Raw genomic sequence first — 23847 nt, forward strand, 5'->3', positions numbered from 1 at the left:
CAGATTAATTTAAGTCATCGAACGTTGATCAGGAGCCTGGTGGTTTAAAGGCCGTCTTATACTTAATGGTCTACAGTGACTTAACATGAAATGGATATACCGCCATTTCATGTTAAAAAGGACACTACTGTGTACACGGAGCTACTATAAATAACTAGGAGTGATGATAACAATAGCGTACAACCGAATATTCAAGTCCTCACTAGGGAACCGAATCAGTGAAAGTACCTAATTGGTTCCTTATGGGTATACCCTAAATAGAACCATCTAATATTTTATGCATAGCTTAAGTATTATGACGTGTGATTATAGGTGTTAATAATAAATGTAGTTATCAACTTATCAAAGTATTAGACTCAATGTTTCTGCCTTCATAAATGGTTGCTTTTTTGAATAAGAAGCTGGCAAATGTACAAGTTGTTGTCAGTGACAGCAGCATTGATACCAGCGTATGGCTAAAAAAGTGATCGCCAAAACTCATTTTATACAGCCCCATCGTCCAGCCTAAAACAGTCACTACTGTAAATATCCTATAGCGATATTTGTGTAGACTAGGTAAAAAAGCCAGGCCATATAAAGAGAACCCTGCACTGGCATGGGCGGCTGGGAAGCATTTGGAATCGGTTTTAGCGGTTATGTTTTGCCAAATATTCAGATAAGGTAAGTCCCCACCAAACAGCGTTAAATGATTGGGGCAACTGACATGAGTGACACTCTTTAATAGGGCAACAGTAGAAGGTACGACGATAAGAATAATCAGTAGGTAGCTTATTTCACGTACTGAAAAGGGAACCATAAATTGATTGATACTTCTATTCTTGATGATAGAAACATTATTCGAAGGCTGTCTGTATTTAATAATTAACACAGTGATTAAGTAGAGGGCTAGCAAAATCAATAATGCTTTAGGAGCATCATAAAAGATGAAAGCATAAGGCTGTGCGCCCTTTTGTATAAGCCATTGCCCATTAGTATAAAAAAGCTCGCTGATGTGAATATCAAACTGGCTATGTTCAAAGATTAACGCTGTAATGATCGTTAAGCAAAGCAGCTTAAGCCACATCCAATCAGATGAGTTATTTTCCAATGCCATTGAAATACCTTTCAATATATTAATTTGCAAAACCTCAAGTGCTATTCGCTATAAGACGTTAAATAATGCCATCAGCCATAAAACAAACAATAGCAATAACGCCAAAAACTGGGCAGCAGAACCGACATCTTTAGCTATTTTAGCGAGCGGATGTTGTTCTGTAGAAGTATGGTCAACGCAGGCTTCGATACCTGTATTGAATAGCTCGACGATAAGCGATAGAAACGAAACTATTAACAGCAGCATTTTTATATAGATAGCAAAAGGCATAAATATTAAAACGATAAGTAGTAAAAAGTTAAGCCAAATAACTTGCCTAAAGGCCGCTTCATATTTATAAGCCGCTTTAAAACCATCTATCGAGTAGCCCGTCGCTTTTAAAATACGAGACAGCCCCTTTTTACCTTTAACTTCACTCGCAAAGCTATCAGCTACCAGTAGAGAGCCAGTTGTTTCTTTAAGTTTATAATCAAAATCTGCGGCTTCATTATCGAGAATAGTAGGTTTGCGAGTACTCATGTTGATTGCTTAATAGTCATTAAAGTTAGAGGGTATGGCAAGCTTTGGGAATAAAATAAAAAGTGCAATCACCGATATAATTCTTGTTGTAATGATCCCAGTGTAGGAGGGCACTGGTTAGCACTTAGGTATCATTATAAGATTGGTATCGTTAAGAAAGCGTTAAGATAAAACCCTGAAATTAAATTTATACCGTTGCTTAAGTAGGGCAATTGCGGGTTTTAGACTTTTGATATAGCGTCTTTACTAAGCTTAATACCTAAATACTGGACAAACCAAAAAGCAGTAACTAACACCTGTGCTATTGAGGTGTCGGCTACTGCTTTGACTAAAGCTATATAATTGGGCTTATCGTTCGATAGCCTTAACGATAATAAATACTAAAGCTGCTGCCCCCAGTTTTATTGGCTTGATGGGTTAATTCCCAATCCATATGCGTCATAATACGCTGCACGATACTAAGTCCTAAGCCCGACCCTTCAACCTTATTACTAAATGCCTTATCTGTGCTCGAATTGTCATCCGTTTTGCCATCCGTTTTGCCATCCGTTTTGCTATGCTCTAAACGCTCAAAGCGCTCATACAGCAGCGGCATCATACTCTCAGGAATACCAAGACCCGTATCAGTAACGACTATTTTGTCACTATCGATAGTTATGATGACTTCGCCATCATCTGTGTATTGAAAGGCATTTTTAATGAGGTTACCTAGCGCCATTTTTAGCAGTTCAGGACGCACGTTTGTAAAATACACTTGTTCAGCGATTATTGTACAAGTGACTGACTTATATTTGAGTAGATAGTTTAAGCGCTGCGCCTCATTTATAGCAATACTATTAATAGAGGTTTGCGGGGCATCCAGTTTTTCAGGGGCACGAGAGAGTAGTAATAAGGCGCTGATAATCTCAGTGGTCTCCTTTGCAGTCGTGTTGATACGGTTGGTAAATTCGCTTAAATAGCTGTCGTGCGCTAATTGGGAGGCTAATACCTCGGATGCGCCCATTATTATGGTTAAAGGGGTACGCAATTCATGGCTGACATCGCCTGTGAATAATTGCTCACGCTTTAGATACTGCTCAAGGTTATTATTTTTCTCATCAATCGCTCGTGCTAACACCCCAACTTCTGAGGGTAGGTGGGTTAATTCGGTTAAATTTTGATGATCGGTCTCTACCGCTTTTTTTAGATCTAATAAAGGCTTGATGATTTGCTTAGAGGATAAATAAGAGAATAGCGCAGCGATTAGTAAGCTCAAAAGGACCGCAATTTTTAGTGCATCAGCAAATATATCTTCTAGATTCTCAAAGATTGCTAAAACAGGATAATTCTCCATCGCCATTTCAGACCCTTCTAAGTAGGTCAAAATATAGTTTTGCTCATTTTGTGGATAAGCAAAAAAATGCAGATTAGTTTCAGTTTTACCCGCTTTATTATTTACGGTTACTCGCATTTCTTGAACGGTTCCGTTGGCTATTGTTTTTAAATTCTCAGGCGCACTATCATAACGATAAATTTTAATACCCGGATTTGCTGTATAAACAGCCTGTTCACCACATTTTTCTTGACTGATTTGTAGCTGCTGTAAAAGTCGCCCTTTCACTAAGTCCTGTTCAATTCGCATCTCAGCATACATAAAAATGCTGACGAAAGCCGTGCAAAGCAATAAAGCGAATACAAAATAGGAGATTCGAAACTTATTGGCGATTGAGTCTATAGTGAACATGGCAGACGCTTATTTAGTGTAAGGCAATAGATAGCGTAAGAAAAAATATAGATATGACTGCTTATAATAGACTCTAATCTGTAAATCGTATTGTGAAATTTTAGACTTTATCAGGGTTGATAATCTGATAGCCAACGCCCGCTATGGTCATGATCATCGGCTCAATAAACGGTTTATCAACTTGAGCGCGCACACTATGCATATGCGTACGTAAAGCATCGCTGTGAGGTATATCTTCACCCCATAATTTTTCCTCAAGCTCATTCTTATTGACGACTCGAGGTGCGGCGCTCATCAGGGTATTCAGTATTTTAAACCCTGTTGGCGTGAGCTTGAGTGATTTACCCTCACGAGTAACCGTGTGCTCATCGGTATTTAAAGACAGTTTGCCAACGGTAATATTATGTTGAAAATGATCGTCTTGATGCCGACGAATCAAAGCTTTAATACGGGATTCTAATTCGACGAGCGAAAAAGGCTTGACCAAATAATCATCAGCGCCACTATCAAAACCTGTGACTTTATCCAGAATCGTATCACGTGCCGTCAGCATGAGCACAGGTGTTTTATTATGCAATTCCTCTCGAAGCGCCTTGCACAATTTGGTGCCATCCATGCCAGGCAACATCACATCTAGTAAGATAACGTCATAACGATTATTTGAAGCTAGCGTTAAGCCACTAATGCCATTATGAGCATTGTCTAACTCAAAGCCTTTAGTCTCAAAAAAAGCGTAAATGTTGGCGACGATATCGGGATTGTCTTCAATAATAAGTATTTTATACATAATGGCTACTACTCTATAAAAAGCGTGAGGCGGATAAAAAATAATTTAATGGGTATACTGGAAAAAAGTAGGTTTTGATAGCATCTCGTCGGTGGTAATACCGAAAAATTTAAGTAAAGTTGGGGTAATAAAATCGTGTGATACTGGCTTATCAAGCATAAGGCTGTTTTTATCAATACTATTATTAGTAGGCGACCAAATAATGACAGGCACCTGCTTTTGCGCAGCGGGTGCTATAGAGTAAGGCAGGCCGTGCAAGTAGATATTATTCTCACCTAAACTCTCACCATGATCGCTAATATATACCATTACCACATCATAATCGGGCTCGTAAGTTTTTAGCGTATCAATCACGTTATTCAAGAAGTAATCGGTATAACGAATCGCATTGTCATAGCCGTTAATAACTGATTGGTCATCGCACTTGGATAGCTCATTGGTCATACAGACGGGTTTATATTCTTCAAAAGCCTTAGGATAACGCTTGTAGTAAGCGGGACCATGATTGCCCATTTGATGTAATAAAATCAGTGTATCTTTAGCAGAAGCGCCTGTTTTTACAAGCTTATCAAAACCATCAAGCATACCGATATCGCGACATTCATCATCGCAATTTGGATTGATATCGCTCGTTTTGTAGTCTTCAAAAGTCACTCGATCCGCCACGCCTTTAGAGCTTGAATTATTATCGCGCCAAATAACGTTTACGCCTTGTTTATTGAGCGTATCTAGCACGTTTTCATTATAGTCTGCTTCATCCGGATTATAGTCTGAACGATTAGCATAACTGAACATACAAGGCACTGAGTAAGCTGTAGAAGTACCGCAAGAGGTGGCATTTTTGAAGCTATAAATATTAGATTGCTTGGCAAGTAGTGGCATCGTATCGCGCTTATAACCATTTAAGCTAATATGGTCAGCGCGCACTGTTTCACCAACGACAAATACCATGAGTTTTGGTTTTGCTGTACTACCATTAGCAGCGTTACGTTTGGCATCAGTTGCGTGCAGTATCATCGTATCAGGACGGCGTAGCTCATCAATATAATCAGTACCGAGTTTGATGACTGAATAAATAGGAGTAATAGGATTGGTATAACTACGCACCATTTTATGCTGACGAAAAAAGGTGGCGTATTGATCACCAAAGGGCAATAAGCAAACGCCTACTAAGGCAATAGCCGCTATCAAAGTAGCTGTCTTTTGTAGTATCGAGCGTCGTAAGGAAGTAGGTTTTATTTTTAATTTGCTAATAATAACAGCAGGTACAACACCTAATATTAGCAGCCGAATAAAAAAGCTTAGCGACATCAGTTCCATCGCTTCTGCTTGATCAGTCTGTAAGCTATTAATTAGCATATTAGTATCAAATATGGTGCCGTAAGCATCGGTAAAATACCCGCACACAGCTGCTATCAGCACTAAAGCAATCAGCACTGGTTTGGCAATGGGTCGATAGCATAGCAACTGAACGATTAGCCACATCAAGCTAAATAATAAGCCTGAGAGAGACACTATAAAGCCAATGTTTGTGCTAAGTGGATAAACACTTAACACTTGCGTAAAAAAGCCAATATTGGCAGTAGCTATTAAATAAAGCACGACAATGATAATCAGAAAGCTAAGATTAATCTTGCGATCAAAAATTTTGCTTGCAAAGCTTTTTTTCGTATTAGCTTGATTACTAATAGTGCTAAGTGCTTGAGAGGGTAACATAAACGGGATTCTCAACAGGATCGTAAGGAGTATGATTCCTTACGATAGCAAGTAGCCTGTTAAGAAGACGTTAAGGGGATTGAATAGGAGTTTGTGTTTTAGTGCTACTATTGAAATTTTTCAGGTATGTAGGATCAAAACCCCATTATTAACCACATCACCTAAGAAGAGTGAGTTTGAAAAACGTTATTATGATCTTTTAACCCTGTCAGGCAGCGATGCCTGACTCAAGTAAATCAACCTTCGATATAGTCGGGGCGTTTTAGTTCAAGCTATTTTTGACAATATTTTGAGTATTTTGAGTATTTTGAGTATTTTGAGTATTTGAGTATTTGAGTATTTGAGTATTTGAGTATTTGAGTATTTGAGTATTTGAGTATTTATGATCATATTTAGTGAGAATGGCCATAATCTAAAGCGGGCTGTATAGACTCTTTTTCAGCACGCTTATCGTCTTACTTTTCGGTGAAAGCCTTCAGATATGGTTTAGTAAACACAATCACCTAAAGTAGTCTGTCAAAAGTAGTTCCATCATATCAGTCTATTTTAAGTGGTCTATTAGTTGATAAGTGAACCTAATTAGGTAGTACCTTTGAGGCATACCCTACGATAACAGGAAATCCATCGCGGATGACAAAACCTGTTTAGCTTTTAAACAAGACGGGTTTGTCGATAGTATGTAAGATAAGTTGGAAAAGTAACTAGAGTGTAAGACTATTCATACTGGGTCTGAATCAAAGTTTTATTGTGATTAATTTCTGCTCAATATTATTCATTTGTCGCCATGATGAGTGATGGCGGCTTGTAATTTAGTTAGGAAAAATAATCTTGAGTAATAATATACGTTTGTATCATTTGTATCATTTGTATCATTTGTAGCAGAGCTTGTTCTAGGCTTCTTTACTTACACTTTTCTGTAAGTTATTTTTTAGTAAATGATCGAATATAAATGGGCCAAAAGGTAAGAGTGAGCCGAGTACGCCCGCAGGTATTGCCCAAAGAGGCATTTTCATTTTGATAGCTGAGCCTATAAGTATTATGATATAGGTAATAAACAAAATACCGTGTGCCATACCGATGTATTTCACACCTTCTGGAATATCCAGCATATATTTTAGTGGCATGGCGATGAAGAGCAATAATAAGAAAGAGGTGCCTTCTAGGTAGCCTATAAGGGTAAGACTTTTTAACGCGGTCTCTTGTTTTTTTCTAAGGCTGTGAATTTTTTCAATAGTTGGCTGAGCCTGTGACACTATATTTTCCTTTTGTTATTATCAATAAAGAATTTATGGATTATTCAATGTCTCTATAATAATGGCTCTACGCAGAGCTTTTAAGTATTGGGTTTTAAGACCTAAAATGAGTGAGTACCTATACCAGTCATACATTACCTTCCAGTTCACATTTTATAAACATACTCAAGTATAAAAAGTATTTTTCCGTATAGAGTGACTACGACGCTAGTTCATTTTGTTTGTGATAATCGGCATCAATGTGCTTATTTATTACGCTTACTTTCTAAAAATATCATGTCAATTATAATCAATGCGACACCGACACAGACACCTATATCTGCAACATTGAAAATAGGATAATTCCAGACATCAGCATAATGCACATGGATAAAGTCAACCACTTTACCAATTCTTAAACGATCGATTAAGTTGCCAATCGCACCACCGAGCATTAAGGCTAACCCCATGGACAATAGCTTGGCTGCACGTGGCGCTTTGATTAAATAAACCGTTAAAAAGATAGCCATTACAAAAGCTAAGCCTGAGAAAAACCATTTCTGCCAACCGCCAGCGTCGGCTAAAAAGCTAAATGCTGCCCCATAGTTATAAGCGAGTGTCCAGTTGAGAAATGGTTCAATGACCGGTACGGGGTCATTGAACGCTAATTTGGTTTGGGCCAACCACTTAGTCCATTGATCAAGTATTAATACCATTATCGCCAACAAATACCAGATAAAAGCGCGACTGCCATTGGCAACCATTTTTGGCATTTTATTCAACTTACCTTTAGGTGTTATCGAGTTGCCTGAGGTTACGTACATAGCTTTAGGCGTATGATTCATGGTTTTAGAGTCAATTGATTGATGAGTACTACTCACAGCTATAGGTACTTTATTGTCAGCAATATTAGTACTAGCCGATTCAACGCTATTCAATTTAGTACTATCTAATCTGTCGGTAGATTCAGTCATAGTTGTTTTCTTTATCTGTGTTTATACAATGAACAATGTTAAACGTATATGTTTTTAGTATACGACTATTAATAGCGCCACTTTTAAAAACGGCTCCACTTACCGCTCTGGTATTATGAAACTTACGGTAATAATTTTTTATTAGGGAATCTGTTGATTGATTTCAATATTAACCTGAGTCTGTTCAGCACTAATCACTATCGGATTACCCGATAAGTCGCCTGACTCTGCTATGGCATTACCGCTATGACTAATACGAGCAACGACTGCTAACTGAGTTTTGTCACTACGAGCTGAATTTAACGTGCGATCTGGCATCATCGCATCAAGATTGCTTAAGCGGATACTGGCCTCACCTTGCTCAATAACACTAATGGGTAAACGTTTGGCGGCAAACGGTGGACCTCCTTTAACGTCACGTATCGCAACAAACAACACATCATCAGCTTTCACTAACGGTAATAAATTAGCGTTAATTTTCACTGTCACGTCAATACCTTCTAGCGCTTGCTTTTCTTGCGTGCTAACGTAGTTGCTTAACTCATCTAAGCTTGCTAAAGCTTTAGTATGATCACCTGGTTTGGCCACAATGCTGCCTTGTAAGCGTTTAATCCAACCTTGCGCTTGGGCAAAGTTACTACTACGAGTCTCACCCATTGCCATGAGCATTTGAGCCCGTTCATGCTGCGGATTCTTAGCTAATATAGCTTGTAATACACGGCGAATATTGGCGTCTAACTGACCTTCATTAACGAAAAAGCTAGTCTGAGCATAAGTGGTGGCGATTTCTTCATTTTCAGGAGCTAAACGATAGGCACGAGATAAGGCTTCCAGCGCAGAATCAGTTGCCTCCATAGATAAGAAAAGCTCGGATAGGCGCATCCAGCGATTAGGATCATCAGCATTACGATGAACATTGGTTTGCATGGCGCTAATCAGTTGACGACCATCTTCAAACGCCCATGATGGCGGCTTGTCAATTTTAGCTGTCAATAGGTCGTCAGCCACTTGTCCTACTTTGTCCTCAGCTGTCCACAAATCAAACACGGGCGTACGATTGCCTATTAGTAAATACGCCATTGCAGCCAATATTGGGATCCAAGCTGCGACAATTAAACGGCTTTTGACATCAGGGGTGACCATAGGTGTTATCTGACGCTGCGCATCTAATAGCTGACGCTCAAGCTCCAGCTTTTGATTTTGATAATGGCTATTATTAATAGTACCGCTGTCTTTATCTGTTTGTAGCTCAGCTAAACGTTCGCGAAATACTGCAACATTAATATCTAGCAGTTGATTGTCTATTGGTTTGGACTGCAAACGCGGTGCTCGTAGCCATGGCATAATAGCAATCAGCGCAAATATAAGAGCAATCAGCAAGCTTAGAGTTACAAATAAGCCAAAAGTAGAAAATAGAGTCATTTTTTGTCCTCTAGGCTAGTAATGTCGTGGTCGACACTCTCAGCTTGCGATAATAGACGATCAAGCTCAGCCTTTTCCGTAGAGGTCAAGGCAGCAGTACTGTTCACTGTGACGCCGCTTTGACCACGGGCAACAACTTGGCGACGCTTACTTTGCCAAAACCAACCAATAATTAAGACGAGCAATAATAGTGGTGGAAAAAACCATAGGATCCATGTTGATGGTCGCATAGGCGGCTTGTAGCTAATAAAGTCACCGTAGCGCTCTTGCATATAGACGCGTATTTCAGCATCACTACGTCTATCTTTAATTAAATCATAGACTTTTTGCTTTAGATCCTGTGCAATCGGTGCATCAGAGGCTGCAAGGTTTTGATTTTGGCATTTTGGGCAGCGAAACTCTTCTATTAATCCACGATACTGAGCTTCTTGCTGTGGTGAGTCAAAATCGTATACGTCAATAGCTGCGTTTGCCGTCATGTTAAGCAGACACGCTAGTATTAAGCTTGCTAGTTTTAAAACTATATTGGGTTTTAGTTGAGGAGCTCTTATTCGAATAACGTTCATTTGCACATCTCCTCAACCTGAATGAGATCAGGACTATCGTTGTTCTTATTAGCCTCATTAAGTACGGTCAGGCACGGCTTAACACGCTGTTGCCAATTGGCTTCATTAACCTCACCAACAATATGCTGACGAATGATGCCATCTCCATCCACAACAAAGGTTTCGGGCGCACCAGTTATGCCTAAGTCTAGAGCAAACTGACCCAATGAATCCTGAATAGACATAGAAAATGGATCACCGCCTCGGTTTAAGTAACTGAGCGCATTACCAATCTCATCCTTATAATTCACACCAACGATATCAACGCCGCGCTCTTCTAGTTGCATTAAAAACGGATGCTCAATAACGCAAGTTGGGCACCATGAGCCCCAAACATTAAGTAAAAACGGCTTATCCGGCAAATTATCATTGGTGATAGTACGGGTAGTATCTGCTAATAACGGCAGCTCAAAGGTAGGAACCGGACGCTCAAGAGCGGTATTGGTCACAATGTCTGTTGGTTTACCTAAGCGCATGTACAATATAACTACCAAACCAAAAAAGAGGATAAGCGGAATTAAGAACCATAGCTTCGTCTGCTTTTTTTTCATTGTCTTTGGGTTACGCTGCTTACTGTTTTGGCTATCTTTTTGCTCAGGAGTATTATTCGACATAGTCATTTATTTCTCCTTTAGTGTCGACATCGTCGATGCTGAGATTGCCTGTTCAATAGCTACCTCATTGACTCCATCAGTAGCCAGATCACCAGTAACTAGCAATGGAGCTTTAACTTTTTTGATGCGGTATCGTTTATCAAGCATGCTAATTAATCCACCTAGAGCCATGATAATTGCCCCTAACCAAATCCAGCGAATTAATGGTTTTACATAAATCCTTAATGCCCATTGGTTACTACCATCGGCAATAGGTTCGCCCAGTGCGACATAAACATCGCGCATAAGATTGGGGTCAATAGCGGCCTCAGTTGTTGGCATAGTGCTGATAATATACGTACGTTTTTCAGGATATAGCGTTGCCACTTCTTGGCCATTCTTAGTCACTACAACCTCAGCTTGCGTTGCATCAAAGTTACTCCCCTTTATTTCAAAAAATTCAGTTACTTCAAAATCGTAACCTTGAACATTGACTGTATCGCCAATACCCATTGCTACGTCACGCTCAATACTCAAGCTACTAGTAAAGGCTATGCCAATGACAGCAACCAATACGCCAATATGAGCAGTCTGTTGACCCCAATAGCTCAGACGCAACTGCCGCAAACCGTTAAAAAGATTAGGCGCATTCTTAGTTTTATCTTTAAAATCAACTGCCATCCATAGCAGTACCCAAAAGCTAACGGCTAAAGTCACACCAATATTAAGCATAGACGATGGATTAACAAAGTAAGTAATAATGGCGGCTAATACTAAGCTACTAACGGCGATGACCATGCCTATACCCAGTAGTGGACGGGTGTCTTTTTTCCAGCGAATATTTGAGCCCATACCCATAGCTATTAATAACAGCCACGTTAAAGGTACAAATAATGCATTAAAATAAGGAGGGCCGACGGACACTTGTCCTAAACCAAAGGCATCAGCGATAATAGGATAGAGGGTGCCGAGCAACACCACTAAGGTTGCAATCAAAATGATGGCGTTGTTGATCACTAAAAAGGACTCACGTGAAATCAGCTGATATTGACTTTCAACGGTTAAACGCCAACCGCGAACGGCAAACATCAATAGACCACTACCGATGATAATGCCAAGAATAGCTAAGATAACCAAACCACGCGTCGGATCAGCGGCAAACGAATGCACTGAGGTAAGGACTCCAGAGCGTACCAGGAACGTGCCAAGCAAGCTTAAGGCAAAGGCGAAAATAGCCAGCATGATGGTCCATGCTTTAAACACCCCGCGCTTTTCAGTGACTGCTAATGAATGCAGCAATGCTAAGCCGACAAGCCAAGGCATAAACGAGGCGTTCTCTACCGGATCCCAAAACCACCAACCGCCCCAGCCAAGCTCGTAGTAGGCCCACCACGAGCCCAGTGCAATACCAATGGTCAAAAATCCCCAAGCCGCCAGCGCCCATGGACGTGACCAGCGTGTCCAAGCAGCATCTAAACGCCCTTCCCACAATGCCGCCATACAAAATGCAAAAGGCACTACCATACCCACATAGCCCATATATAACATGGGCGGATGAATAATCAGACCGAAATCTTGTAGGACAGGATTTAAATCAGCGCCATCGACCGCTAGATTGGGTAAGGTACGCTCAAACGGTGACGAGGTAAATATCAGCATTGTTAGCATCATTAACTGTACACCGGCCAAAATAACTAATACCCGCGCACGCATTGATAACGGCAAGCCGCGACTAAAGTATGATACCAGTGCACACCATGTGGCCATGATGGTCATCCATAGCAGCAAAGAGCCCTCGTGTCCGCCCCATGTCGCCGATAACTTATAGTACCAAGGCAACAGCGTATTGGAATGCTGCGCGACGTAACTGAGGCTAAAATCATTATAATAAAAACCTGCTATCAAAGCGCCAAATGACGTTATCATGGCGGCAAACTGTGCCCAAGCTAAGCTAGGGGCTAGTCGTTGCCAAGCAACTTGGTTACGAATAACACCAATAGTTGGCAGAATTACCTGCAATAACGCCAATACAAAAGCGGTAAGCAAGGCAAAATAGCCCAATTCTGTAATCAACATACGGTCTAACCTTATTTACTCTAATGCGGTTGCAGTTTACTGTAGCGGTGGAATTTTTATTATTAGAACCCACCCCCGAAATCTGCTGCTATCTCTAGTTTTTAATTGATTTCGAAGGGTTTTATTTAACTACTTTAGGCGGAGTTACCAGTGGAGGCGCGCCTTTAAAGCGCAGTAAACGTAACGCATTGAGAGTAACGAGCACTGTTGCTCCAGCATCAGCTAGAACCGCAATCCATAGTCCAGTAATGCCGAATACGGTCGTGATCAGAAAGACGCCTTTGAGACCTAAAGCGAAAATGACGTTCTGATGAATGTTGCGCATGGTGGCACGCGAAAGTGCAATCAGATGGGCCATGTCTGTAACACGACTTTTTAATAATGCGATATCGGCCGTCTCAATGGCCACATCGGTACCACCACCCATCGCGATGCCAACATCAGCGGTTGCTAGTGCTGGCGCATCGTTAATACCATCACCCACCATCGCTATTTTTCTGTTATTCTTCATCTCGTTAAGCAAGCGCAGTTTGTCCTCAGGCAACAGCTCAGCTTCCCATTCCACGTCTAAATTACTGGCAAGTGCTTGAGCGGTTAAGCGGTTGTCGCCTGTTAGCATGACGGAGCGCACACCCATCGCTTTAAGTTGAGCCACACCTTCATGAGCGTCGTCTCGTAACTCGTCTCTTAGTGCGACCAATCCAAGCACTTCTCGACTTTGCTCATCGAAAAGAACTGAGACGGTCTTGCCCTCATTTTGCAGCGCCTCGATTTGTGCCTGTTGCTCGGCTGAAATTGATGCCTCATCTGCGGCATAAACAGGCGAACCGATAGCTAGCGCGCGCCCAGCGATAGTTGCGTGTACCGCTTTACCCGCAGTAGCAGAAGCTTTAGAAGCCACAGGTATGACAACTTTGGCGGCTTTGGCATGACTGACAATAGCTTCAGCAAGCGGGTGACTAGAACCTGTCTCCACACTGGCAAAGAGCGCCAATACCTTATCTTTACCTTGAGAACCCTGATCCTGAGAATCCTGACCTTGAACACTTGAATACTCTTGTGTAATGTCAACAACATCGGTCACGCGTGGTTTGCCTTCAGTTAAAGTGCCTGTCTTGTCAAAAGCGACTGTCTTCACTTGGCCGATGGTTTCTAAAGCACTACCGCCCTTGATCAGCAAGCCGCGGCGCGCACCGACCGCTAGACCAGAGGCGATAGCAGCTGGTGTTGAGAGCACAAGAGCACAAGGACAAGCGATCAATAATAAGGCTAGACCTCGATATAACCAAGTTGACCAATCTCCGCCCATGGTTAACGGTGGGACGATGATAATTAGGGCGGCAATAGCCATCACAGCCGGTGTATAGTAACGACTGAATTTCTCAATAAAACGGGCAGTGGGTGCTTTGGAAGCTTGCGCTTGCTCTACCAAATCAATAATGCGCGAAATAGTGTTATCGGCGGCTGTCTTTTCTACGCGCACTTGGAGCACACCATCGATGTTAATTGACCCTGCAAATACATTGTCACCCATCGTCTTGGCAACAGGAACAGACTCTCCCGTCACGGGCGAATCATCAAGGCTGGACGCACCTTGAACAATGGAACCATCAGCAGATACCCTATCTCCAGGACGCACCAGCACAAGGTCATTCACTTGTAGTGAAGTCGCTGGAACGTTACGCTGCCCACCTTGAGCATCAAGTAAAATCGCACTTTTCGGAACCAGCGATGATAAGGCTCTGATGCCAGCGCGAGCGCGATCAGCAGCGATACTCTCAAACAGTTCACCGATTGAGAACAAAAAGACAACCGCTGCGGCCTCTTCAGCTTCACCAATGATAAGTGCGCCAAGCACGGCGACGGACATCAGCGTTTCAATTGAAAAGAATGAACCTGTTTTAGCCAGTGCTAAGGCTTTGCGTGCAAATGGAAAAACGCCTACAATCACAGCGATGGCAAACACCCATATCCCATAAGCGGGGAACAGTAGTGACAGTGCATAAGCGCTGCCCATCAAAATACCGAGACCAACAACCTGTTTGCCTTTTTGAGTTTGCCACCACCGCTTATCCTGCGGAGCCATCTGATTGTCGCTGTCAATATCAATAGCCGATACAGTTTGTTGACCAGTATTGGCAGATATACCGAACCCTAGGCTTTTGATGGTTTTTTCAATATCACTAGCCTGAGTCGGCGCATCAGGGGCCAAGCTTAGCTCTAGCGTTTCTGTAGCAAAATTTAGCTCAACATCAGAAACCCCAGGCATACGTTTCAAAGCTGTTTCAATCTTGCCGATGCAACTGGCACAGTCCATACCTTCAATATGATATTTCATAATAATTTACCCTTTGAATAATGGTATTATGAACCCTCTAGTGGCTTTAGAGTCAAGGTTGTCTATCTACAGTTTTGTAAATTCAATTTCTCTAGCGCCAGTCTTTACAGCCACTTTAATTATTTAAATCATAGAGGTTATTATGACAATCAAAATTGGTGAGCTCGCTAAACGCACAGGTGCCACAGTGGAAACCATTCGCTATTACGAAAAGGAGCACTTATTACCTGAGCCTTCTCGCAGCGCAGGGAATTATCGTTTATATAATGAAGAGCACATTGAGCGTCTACAATTTATCCTACACTGCCGTACGCTTGACATGGCTCTAGACGAAGTACGAATCTTACTTGAGTTTTGGGAGGAACCTGATAAAGACTGTGGTGATGTGAGCTCCTTACTAGATAAGCAAATTTATGCTGTAGAAATACGAATGGAAGAACTGATGCACTTAAAGCAGCACTTGACTGTTTTGCGCCAGAAATGTGCAAGTAGTGCACCAGCGGTATCATGTGGGATATTAAAGGCTCTTGCCGATAATTCTTGTCATGAGTAATGATATTAGTAGTGTTCATTTCTGACTGATCAAATCATGAAAGGTTAAATACACCCTGATGTTAAGCACAAAAAAACCCAGCAATGATATTAAGATCACTACTGGGGTTGGAGGAAATAATAACTATGTTGTGCTGACTTATCAGGTCTTATTTATCATTCATAGCAAGGTAGATATTTCGATCTGATGCGGATGCGTCATCCACGTATTTTGAATCACGCCATGTGGTATAAGCATAGACACCACTGTATGGGCTGATGCTGTTCTGACGGAAATCAGAAATCCAGTTTTCGCCATCAAAGATTTGGATATGGCCATGTGGACGCTTTGATGAGCGATCATAGACAATAACATCACCTACTTGGGTTGGCATATCATTACTGATTTTGCTAAAACCTGCTTTATCAAGCGTGCCACGAGTGGCGTACTGATAGGCTGAAGGATTGGGGGTGAACTCATAACCTGCTGATTGTAGTGCTTTACGTACGTAACGGGCACAGTATCCAGAGCTACCAGATAGAGCCACTCGTGAAGCACGAGCAGCAGCGATAGCGGGGGCTGAATTGCTATCAGGAACTGTATTGACTTGCTGCTGTTGTTTTTCAGCGTATAAGCGGCTGTTTAATGATGAAAGCCGACTCTCTTTTTGCTTAGCCTGCGCACTTAGGTTGCTAATAGCTTGACTGATTTCGTCATTACTAGAAACATAAGCACCACTGCTAGTGCTATAGATGTTTTTTGATGAACCGTAGTTTGATGCCACAGAAGTATTGGTGATGGTATTATTTGTTTGAGAGATTGTGATAGCAGCACCACTCGTTTGTGCTATGCCCATACCCAGTACTGACAAAATCAATAAAGCCTGTTTCATAAATCTAATACCTACGGTTAATTCAAAATGGTCTGTTATCAACAACAGCGCAGTCAATTAAATTTCAACAACTCAAGTATATATACGTCATAGTGACTGATACTTCTGCTGCATATTATTCATATAAAAAATGATTATTGGCGATCACAGCACATCATTGAAGTCTTACGAAGCTGTTGCAAATCAAGCTGCTGGCCAAAACACAAAGCCGACTTTAGCATAGGCTGTTTAGCCTGTCATCACCCTTAAAAACCCCAAAAATACTTTTTTGATGTTGAAAAAATTGCTAATATTCCACATTTTACAATGTAAGTTTGTGTAACATATACAGAATATAGCTGACTAAATTGACAACAATTTCTACTGTTTTATAAGCAAAAAAACGTCTGAGGGTTAAATCTAAATTATAGATTTAACCCTCAGACGTTTTTTTATTGGATGAAGTAATTACCCTATATAGGGTCTAACTAATTATTAAGATAATATAATAATTTATAATATTAATATAGATGTTAATTCCCTACTGGCTTATGTAATATTACGTAATTGTTTCGATACATCCTGTATATTCTTGTATTAACCCTTAATTATTTATCTATTTTAAGGGTTAATAACCGATAAATCCGCTTACATTGTCATCAAAAGTTACAAATTCAAAGTTATTTTTGCTTTTAAAGTCGCAATAGCTAATGATTTTTTTGATGAAGAATCATTTTATAAGCAATAGAACAGTCTTATACCTGCCTCATTTACTTTTAACGCTAACACTATAATCAAAGTATTCTTAACTGCTAACACACTATAATTGCTGCTCTACCGATTCAATATCAGCATAAACTTGGGTCGTCCCGTCTTTATTGAGCTGCATAACCTGATAGGGCATGAATTTATTTTGATACTCCATACCTGGGCTACCAACAGGCATGCCAGGTACGGCAAGACCCATAGCTTGTACTGGCGGATTTTCTAAGAACTGCGCCATATACTTAGCAGGTACATGACCTTCAAAGACGTAATCATCAGTAGTGACTACAGTATGGCAAGAACGCATCTCAGTTGGAACGCTGTAGCGCTCTTTAAATACGGCTAAGTCCGCAACATCTTGCGCGGTTGCACTTAGACCATTATCTTCTGCATGACTTATCCATTCTTTACAGCAGCCGCAATTGGCATCTTTATAGACCGTAGCTGAGACGTTTTTTAGTAGGTCTGGTTTACTTACTGACCTTGTCATCATGTGAGCACTTTTAGCGTTTGGTTCATCTTCCTTTAAAGTGATAGCTGTTGCATTTTCGGTTGTTACTGATGTTGTGTTTGCATCAGATACGCCACTACTCGGTTGGCTACAAGCAAATAGTGATGAGGCGGCAAGTAACACCAGCGTACCACGCAACCCCTTAGACAGATGACGATTGAATATAAGACTGGATTTTATTTTTAAGGGGGTCATAGTGCTCTCTCATGTACTGTAGATATTGTGAGCTATAGAAGGTCAAGTAACACTTCATATCGTTTGGTAATGTAGCATAATAACCCATCAAACGGGGTACGTAAATTTATACATTGAGCAGTGCGGACTGGTATCATAAGCAGTTTTTATTTTGAAATGCTGCCTGTAGTATTAACGGGTCTATCTGAGTTTTGGATTTTGATTAAAAATTCAAGGCTCATAATTTTGGATAATTTGCGATGCACCTGTCTACTATTAGTCTACAAAAGCGTTTGAGTACTCACTTAAATCAATTACCGCTATGGCTTACGCTAGTAGCAGCATGGCTTGCAGGGGCTATTTTTTTATTTGCATTATCGCCTTATGGGTTCTGGCCGCTAGCAATAGTGTCACCAGCGATTTTATATGCGCTGTTGGTGCCAAATATGAGTGGTCGTCGCGCTTTTATTATCGGTGAAGCTTACGGTATGGGGCTATGGTGCGTCGGCGGCTTTTGGCTCTATACAGCTATCCATGATTATAGCGATACTCCAACGTGGCTCGCATTGATTATGATTGGATTGATGGGTCTCGGTATGGGACTGTTTCATGGATTTTTAGCACTAGCCTTTAACCGTATGGTAGGCAAACAACCCTTTTCATTTGCTGCTCTTTGGGTGCTACAAGAATGGTTAAAAACTTGGTTATTCACAGGCTTTCCGTGGCTGTTTGTTGGTTATGCGTTTACTGAAGAGTATTGGTTATCGTCCTTAGCACCCGTTGCTGGTGTTTTTGCCGTCTCTTTTGTTGCCATACTATTGGCTGCAAGTTTAGTAGAGCTACTGCTTCGGCGCAGTAGTTATGCCGTCGTTTCTGTACTGTTATTGGCCATTAGCACATCATTATGGCTGGTCAATCCGCAATGGACAAAACCTAAGGGCACACCTGATCTGTCAGTGTCATTGATTCAAGGTAATATTTCACAAGATATAAAGTGGCTGACTCAATATCAAGTAGAAACGCTAAAGATTTATGCGAAGTTAACGCGCACTGAGTGGGGACGTGATGTTGTGGTGTGGCCTGAATCATCTATTCCGATGTTTCAGGATGAGGCTGCGGGCTTTATTAGTGAAATGATAGAAATGGCTAATGCGACCAATACGACATGGATAACTGGTATCCCTTATAAGGATAAAGCGGCATTCAATGCCAGTACGGATAAGTATCCCCCATTTTACAATAGCGTGATTGCTCGAGGTGTAGAAGCGGAAGGCCTATACAAGAAGCAGCGTCTGGTGCCTTTTGGAGAGTATATTCCATTTGAAGGCGTGCTCGATATTTTCCCAAGTTTGGCCGGTAGTCAGGATATTAAGAGCTATAGTCGCGGTAGTGATCAGCAGTCACCGCTACAGGTGCGTGGACACAATATAGGGACGGCTATCTGTTATGAGGTAGCTTATCCAGATACCACGCGTAAAAATGCCATCGATACTGACTTTTTGTTGACGGTCTCTAACGATGCCTGGTTTGGCACTTCAGCAGGACCATTGCAACATTTGCAAATGGTACAAATGCGCGCGCTTGAGAACGGGCGCTGGTTTATTCGAGCGACCAATACTGGTGTTACCGCTATCATTAACCATAAAGGTCGTATTGTAGAACGCGCACCGCAGTTTGAGCGTACTGTACTACGTGGTGAGATACAGGCACGGGTTGGTAACACTCCCTTTATGCTTATGGGAAATTATCCTATCTTGATAATAATAACTCTGTTATTACTACTAAGCTATTTTGGCAAAGGTCTAACCACACTTAGAGGACGAGGGTAATAGTAAACTTAATTATAATAATTTAATCAGCGTAAGTTTTTTATTTTTTCTAGGTAACGTCCTAACGCACGTAAATATAAAAGTTTTAAACTATTGATCACATAAGAACTGATTGAAAAAATTATGTCGACATAAAGCACGCGCCTCATACTTAAAAAGAGATAGCTATATACGGTCTATCATCTTTTAGTTGATACTTTCATTTAATGCACGCGATTTTTGATTGTCATCTGCCTTAATACCAAATTCAATAGTTGCATGTTGTATATTCTGATGCGCCAAATCTTCCTTAATATTTTCTTTCATAATAAGAGTCTCTTCTAATGTCACATCGCTCTTCGGTACGATATGAACTGTCAGAGCATTCTCAGTGGTACTCAAGGCCCAGATGTGCAGATGATGAAAGTTTTGAATAAATTTATAGCTCTCTAAGATAGCAGTGATTTTACTGAGATCAACATTTTGAGGTACTCCGTCAATAGCAAGCTTGATACTCTCTTTTAGTAGACCCCAAGTCGATAACAGTATCACGACTGAAATAATCAAGCTAACTAGAGGATCAACGATATTCCAACTTGTATAGTAAATAATAATGCCCGAGATAACGACACCTACAGAGACCAATGCATCTACCATTAGATGCAAGAAAGCACCTTTAACATTAATATCGTCTTTTTGACCTTTGTAGAATGCAAAAGCAGAAACAGTATTTATAAATACACCTATTAGAGCTGTAATAATAATAACTTTTCCTGCAACTTCCGGTATGGTATCAAATCGACCCAAGGCCTCATACGCAATACCTATAACGATTGTAACTAACAATATGGCGTTAATAAGAGAAGCCATTATAGAAGCTTTTTTGTAGCCATAGGTATAAAGCGTAGTAGATGCTTTCTGTGCTAATTTCATTCCAATTAACGAGATTATTAAACTGGCAACATCACTTAAGTTGTGGCTAGCGTCTGCGATTAAAGCTAATGAATTAGTTGAGTAGCCCACTATGAACTCGATGAGCGTAAATGCAGAATTTAGACCAATTCCAATATAGAAAGCCTTATTCATATTTTTAGGGTTTGGAGCTTGGTGACTGTGGTTATCTGAATTACTCATAATTTACCCTTGTTTAGGTTGCTGCATTTTATTAAAGGTAGAAAATAATTTTATTGCATATCTTCTATATTGCACAGTCAATATTGCTCTAATACCGTAGACACACTTATTGTTATCAATAAACTGAGCCACAACTGGATTGTATGTCCTATCTCTCCTTGGGCGAAAAAAGCGGCTTTTACTGTAATCTAACTGGCTTACGTAAGCTTCTTATTTTCACGTTCAAGCTCTTTAGTATGTGTAGCTTAGTCTTGAATGTTGGTTAGTATGGTTTCATTAGTGCGCTTTTTATGACATGACCACAATGTTCCAAAAGTAGATTCTATTTTCAGTACTATAACTTGAATGGTTGACCACATAGAGGTGTAATCGTTTAATGCTTCAATCAGCATGCGAACGGCGCGTTTTTTAATCTCAGGAGTGTAGGTTTGTCTTTTCATTGTCGTATTCTCTCAGAAAGTTGAGTCTCCGACAATCTCGGGGCGGTTCAGAATAATGATGGGGCTAGAAGCCCCTTATATTTTGTGTAACTTAAATCGTTATTGAGTACGCTTTGATTAAGGGCAATATACCTTAGCACTGCTAACCGTTTTTGGTTCTATTATATGGTACTGATATAGGAAACAGTGCTTGTTTTGCCATGGGCATTTTTTTTGCAGCTTGCTTCTACGTCTGGCTTAAGAAAACAAGCATCTGATGATACTAGAAAGGTACACAGCGTTCGATGATATATATAGTTTTTTGAGTTTTTTATACATATCCTTTTTTTAGGTATAGAAAAACGAATTTTTTATACCTATCGCTCAACCAATTTTTCCTCAATCATTTCAGTCAACAACTCAGTCACCGTTTTTCGGCTTTCAAGCGCGTACCGCTTGAGCGCAATGTGTTTATCTTCATCTAAATTAAAATTCACGCGTACCGTCTTTTTGGGACTGTCCGTCACATCCGATAAAGCCAATTGATCCTTAACGTTCTTACTAGGACGACCTGCTGATAAACTCATGGCTTACTCCTCACCAAAAAATATTTGAATCTCACTGACCAATGCGGTTATCTCTTGTATCGCATTGCTACTAGGCGATTCGGTATCAAATACTGTCTTACCAAGGGCAGCACTATTAGGATAAGCAACTCGCTGCATCACTCTGGTCTCTAATACCGGAATATTATAATCAAGCAGCGCGGTTGCAACCTCTTTACCTATATTGGTGTTTTGAATAGCACGTGACACGACAAACGCCGCCTTTAGTTTGCCATCCATCATCTCAATACGCTGCTGCACTAAATCAACCAAATCGCTGGTCGCCCAGATATCATAGGGGCTCGGCTGCACCGGAATCAATATAAAATCAGCCGCTTTTATAGCAGAAATAGCCAGACTAGTAGCTTGCGGCGATCCATCGATCACCACATAATCTTTATCAGAGACGCTTTTTAAATCTTTATCAAGTGTTGGTCTATCAAGCCCGATCACTGGTACCGGATTGTCTTCATCAACCGCTCTCCAGTCACGCGCACTGCCCTGCTGATCGCTATCTACTAGCAGAACACTATGGCCTTTCAACTGTAAGCCACGAGCCAGATGCGTTGCGATGGTAGTCTTGCCGCTGCCACCTTTTTGATTTAATACCGCGATTACCTTCATAAATACAGATCCCTGTAGCATGCATTGAATATATAAGTATATAAGTATATAAGTATATAAGTATATAAGTATATAAGTATATAAGTATATAAGTATATAAGTATATAAGTATATAAGTATATAAGTATATAAGTATAACTAAAAATGTACGTCACATCACTACTAATAGCAATACTTCATAGTAAAAATAGCATCGCCTTTTCTAACTAGCGCATATCCATCATGATAGACGTCCTGTATCAAAGACAGCATAATAAACTGCCTACTACTAGGTAAATTGCCGCTATTGGATATCAATTTGAGCTACTAAAAGGAATACTTTAGCCGCTCATATTCGTTATAATCCGCTCACCAATAAAAAACCACTAATCGTTAATGAGGAAACCATTATGGTGAAGTGTCACTTATCGACCATCATGGGCGAAAGACGCCTTAAAATTGCCGATGTCGCAAGAGATACTGGTATCAATCGTGGCACCATTACTCGCATGTATCATGAAGAAGCCACCCGAGTTGATCTAGATGTCATCGAGTCTTTATGCACGTATCTTAGAATCAATGTTGGTGATTTATATGAAATCATAAATGAGGACAGCAGTGAATCACCTGAGTGAACACCTTCGCTCATAAGACATTATCACCTTTAAAAGTATAAAAAGACCTATAGAAGGTCATTTTCTCTTGCAATAGATTAAAATATAGGTATAATTTGACCTGTAGTAACTCATTTTATCCATTATTTATACATAATAATCTGCAGGAGAACACCAATGAATAACAATCTATCGCGGCTCAACAGCTGCACATGGTTTAGTGAACAGACTAAAGCCTTAGCTTCTCAGCTGTTATCAAGCTTACAAATACAGCAAGGTGTACAATTGGCATCATTACTGGGTGTTGACGCCATTCTTTATAATGATGAAGCGGTTTATGTCTGGGTGCAACGACAGCTCGATGATGGTCTTATCGTTGACGACTACACTTTAAGCACCCTTGAAACCGCCTTTATAGAGTTGGTCACAGCTTATACTGACCAAGCAGCATAATCGTTTTAGCTGATATTCACAGATATCTTGTTCAACAAGAAACAATTATCTCTAAAGCCAGATAAAGTTTCATTATCTGGCTTTTTTCTGATATGGCCATAAAAATTTAACAGACGCTATACTCATGGCTTTTTAATATAGACAAAGATAACGGCAGTCAACCAAACCTTTTTTCATTTATATACGTTTTAGAAAACTCATTTTTGACCAAGGCTATCTGCTACCAGTATCTAGCCTAAAAATGCCCGTACAATTATCTACGCTACCCTAACCCTATAAA

Annotated in this window: 21 protein-coding genes; 4 read left to right on the top strand and 17 right to left on the bottom strand. The window is 40.5% G+C overall.

Annotation, left to right across the window (positions count from 1 at the left end):
- Positions 1-334: 334 nt before the first annotated feature.
- The 12 genes from C8D84_RS12655 to C8D84_RS12710 form a co-directional block, all read right to left on the bottom strand.
- Entirely contained in the window at positions 335-1123 is a 789-nt protein-coding gene (locus C8D84_RS12655) for a PAP2 family lipid A phosphatase (protein WP_227674895.1), read from the bottom strand.
- An 18-nt stretch (positions 1124-1141) separates the two neighbouring features.
- Positions 1142-1612, bottom strand: a complete 471-nt coding sequence (locus tag C8D84_RS12660; protein WP_025645042.1) for a diacylglycerol kinase — start codon at positions 1610-1612, stop codon at positions 1142-1144.
- Positions 1613-1976: 364 nt separating this feature from the next.
- Complete coding sequence (locus C8D84_RS12665; RefSeq protein ID WP_102090549.1) at positions 1977-3335, bottom strand: sensor histidine kinase; 1359 nt, start codon at positions 3333-3335, stop codon at positions 1977-1979.
- A 100-nt stretch (positions 3336-3435) separates the two neighbouring features.
- Positions 3436-4122: a response regulator transcription factor gene (locus C8D84_RS12670; protein WP_025645038.1), complete on the bottom strand. Its 687-nt coding sequence runs from the start codon at positions 4120-4122 to the stop codon at positions 3436-3438.
- A 45-nt stretch (positions 4123-4167) separates the two neighbouring features.
- A complete protein-coding gene (locus C8D84_RS12675; protein ID WP_102090548.1) occupies positions 4168-5838 on the bottom strand; it encodes a phosphoethanolamine transferase in 1671 nt (556 codons plus the stop codon).
- An 890-nt stretch (positions 5839-6728) separates the two neighbouring features.
- Complete coding sequence (locus C8D84_RS12680; protein WP_087813587.1) at positions 6729-7091, bottom strand: DUF3817 domain-containing protein; 363 nt, start codon at positions 7089-7091, stop codon at positions 6729-6731.
- 245 nt (positions 7092-7336) lie between these two features.
- Positions 7337-8044, bottom strand: coding sequence for a signal peptidase II (lspA, locus tag C8D84_RS12685; protein ID WP_045448075.1), 708 nt, complete (start codon positions 8042-8044; stop codon positions 7337-7339).
- Positions 8045-8185: 141 nt separating this feature from the next.
- A complete protein-coding gene (ccmI, locus tag C8D84_RS12690; RefSeq protein ID WP_045448072.1) occupies positions 8186-9466 on the bottom strand; it encodes a c-type cytochrome biogenesis protein CcmI in 1281 nt (426 codons plus the stop codon).
- Positions 9463-9945, bottom strand: a complete 483-nt coding sequence (locus tag C8D84_RS12695; RefSeq protein ID WP_020443538.1) for a cytochrome c-type biogenesis protein — start codon at positions 9943-9945, stop codon at positions 9463-9465. Before C8D84_RS12695 ends, ccmI begins: the two co-directional genes overlap by 4 nt.
- Positions 9946-10028: 83 nt before the next feature.
- On the bottom strand, positions 10029-10691 hold the full coding sequence (locus tag C8D84_RS12700) for a DsbE family thiol:disulfide interchange protein (RefSeq protein WP_082638013.1): 663 nt from the start codon (positions 10689-10691) through the stop codon (positions 10029-10031).
- A complete protein-coding gene (locus C8D84_RS12705) occupies positions 10692-12740 on the bottom strand; it encodes a heme lyase CcmF/NrfE family subunit (protein ID WP_058368779.1) in 2049 nt (682 codons plus the stop codon).
- A gap of 121 nt (positions 12741-12861) precedes the next feature.
- Complete coding sequence (locus tag C8D84_RS12710) at positions 12862-15078, bottom strand: heavy metal translocating P-type ATPase (protein ID WP_058368778.1); 2217 nt, start codon at positions 15076-15078, stop codon at positions 12862-12864.
- A gap of 142 nt (positions 15079-15220) precedes the next feature.
- Between C8D84_RS12710 and cadR the strand changes: the two genes are divergently transcribed.
- Positions 15221-15631 carry a Cd(II)/Pb(II)-responsive transcriptional regulator gene (gene cadR / locus C8D84_RS12715; protein WP_011513679.1) on the top strand — a complete coding sequence of 137 codons (411 nt, stop codon included), beginning with the start codon at positions 15221-15223 and terminating at the stop codon, positions 15629-15631.
- A 148-nt stretch (positions 15632-15779) separates the two neighbouring features.
- Here the strand turns inward: cadR and C8D84_RS12720 are convergent, their stop codons facing one another.
- On the bottom strand, positions 15780-16502 hold the full coding sequence (locus C8D84_RS12720) for a CHAP domain-containing protein (RefSeq protein WP_011513678.1): 723 nt from the start codon (positions 16500-16502) through the stop codon (positions 15780-15782).
- Between the two features lie 799 nt (positions 16503-17301).
- The gene (locus C8D84_RS12725; protein WP_011513677.1) at positions 17302-17952 is read right to left on the bottom strand and encodes a DUF411 domain-containing protein; all 651 of its coding nucleotides are present in this window, start codon (positions 17950-17952) and stop codon (positions 17302-17304) included.
- A 239-nt stretch (positions 17953-18191) separates the two neighbouring features.
- Between C8D84_RS12725 and lnt the strand changes: the two genes are divergently transcribed.
- The gene (lnt, locus tag C8D84_RS12730; RefSeq protein WP_045448063.1) at positions 18192-19760 is read left to right on the top strand and encodes an apolipoprotein N-acyltransferase; all 1569 of its coding nucleotides are present in this window, start codon (positions 18192-18194) and stop codon (positions 19758-19760) included.
- Positions 19761-19946: 186 nt separating this feature from the next.
- Here lnt and C8D84_RS12735 read toward each other — a convergent pair whose 3' ends face one another.
- The 3 genes from C8D84_RS12735 to parA form a co-directional block, all read right to left on the bottom strand.
- The gene (locus tag C8D84_RS12735; RefSeq protein ID WP_087813585.1) at positions 19947-20873 is read right to left on the bottom strand and encodes a cation diffusion facilitator family transporter; all 927 of its coding nucleotides are present in this window, start codon (positions 20871-20873) and stop codon (positions 19947-19949) included.
- 796 nt (positions 20874-21669) lie between these two features.
- A complete protein-coding gene (locus tag C8D84_RS12740; protein ID WP_025652656.1) occupies positions 21670-21879 on the bottom strand; it encodes a plasmid partition protein ParG in 210 nt (69 codons plus the stop codon).
- Positions 21880-21882: 3 nt separating this feature from the next.
- Positions 21883-22521, bottom strand: a complete 639-nt coding sequence (parA, locus tag C8D84_RS12745) for a ParA family partition ATPase (protein WP_109592597.1) — start codon at positions 22519-22521, stop codon at positions 21883-21885.
- Between the two features lie 389 nt (positions 22522-22910).
- Between parA and C8D84_RS12750 the strand changes: the two genes are divergently transcribed.
- Positions 22911-23135, top strand: a complete 225-nt coding sequence (locus tag C8D84_RS12750; protein ID WP_025652654.1) for a helix-turn-helix domain-containing protein — start codon at positions 22911-22913, stop codon at positions 23133-23135.
- 156 nt (positions 23136-23291) lie between these two features.
- Positions 23292-23567, top strand: a complete 276-nt coding sequence (locus C8D84_RS12755; protein WP_109592599.1) for a hypothetical protein — start codon at positions 23292-23294, stop codon at positions 23565-23567.
- The last annotated feature ends 280 nt before the right edge of the window (positions 23568-23847 follow it).

The sequence above is a fragment of the Psychrobacter immobilis genome, from assembly GCF_003148585.1.
GTDB classification, from domain to species: Bacteria; Pseudomonadota; Gammaproteobacteria; order Pseudomonadales; family Moraxellaceae; genus Psychrobacter; species Psychrobacter immobilis.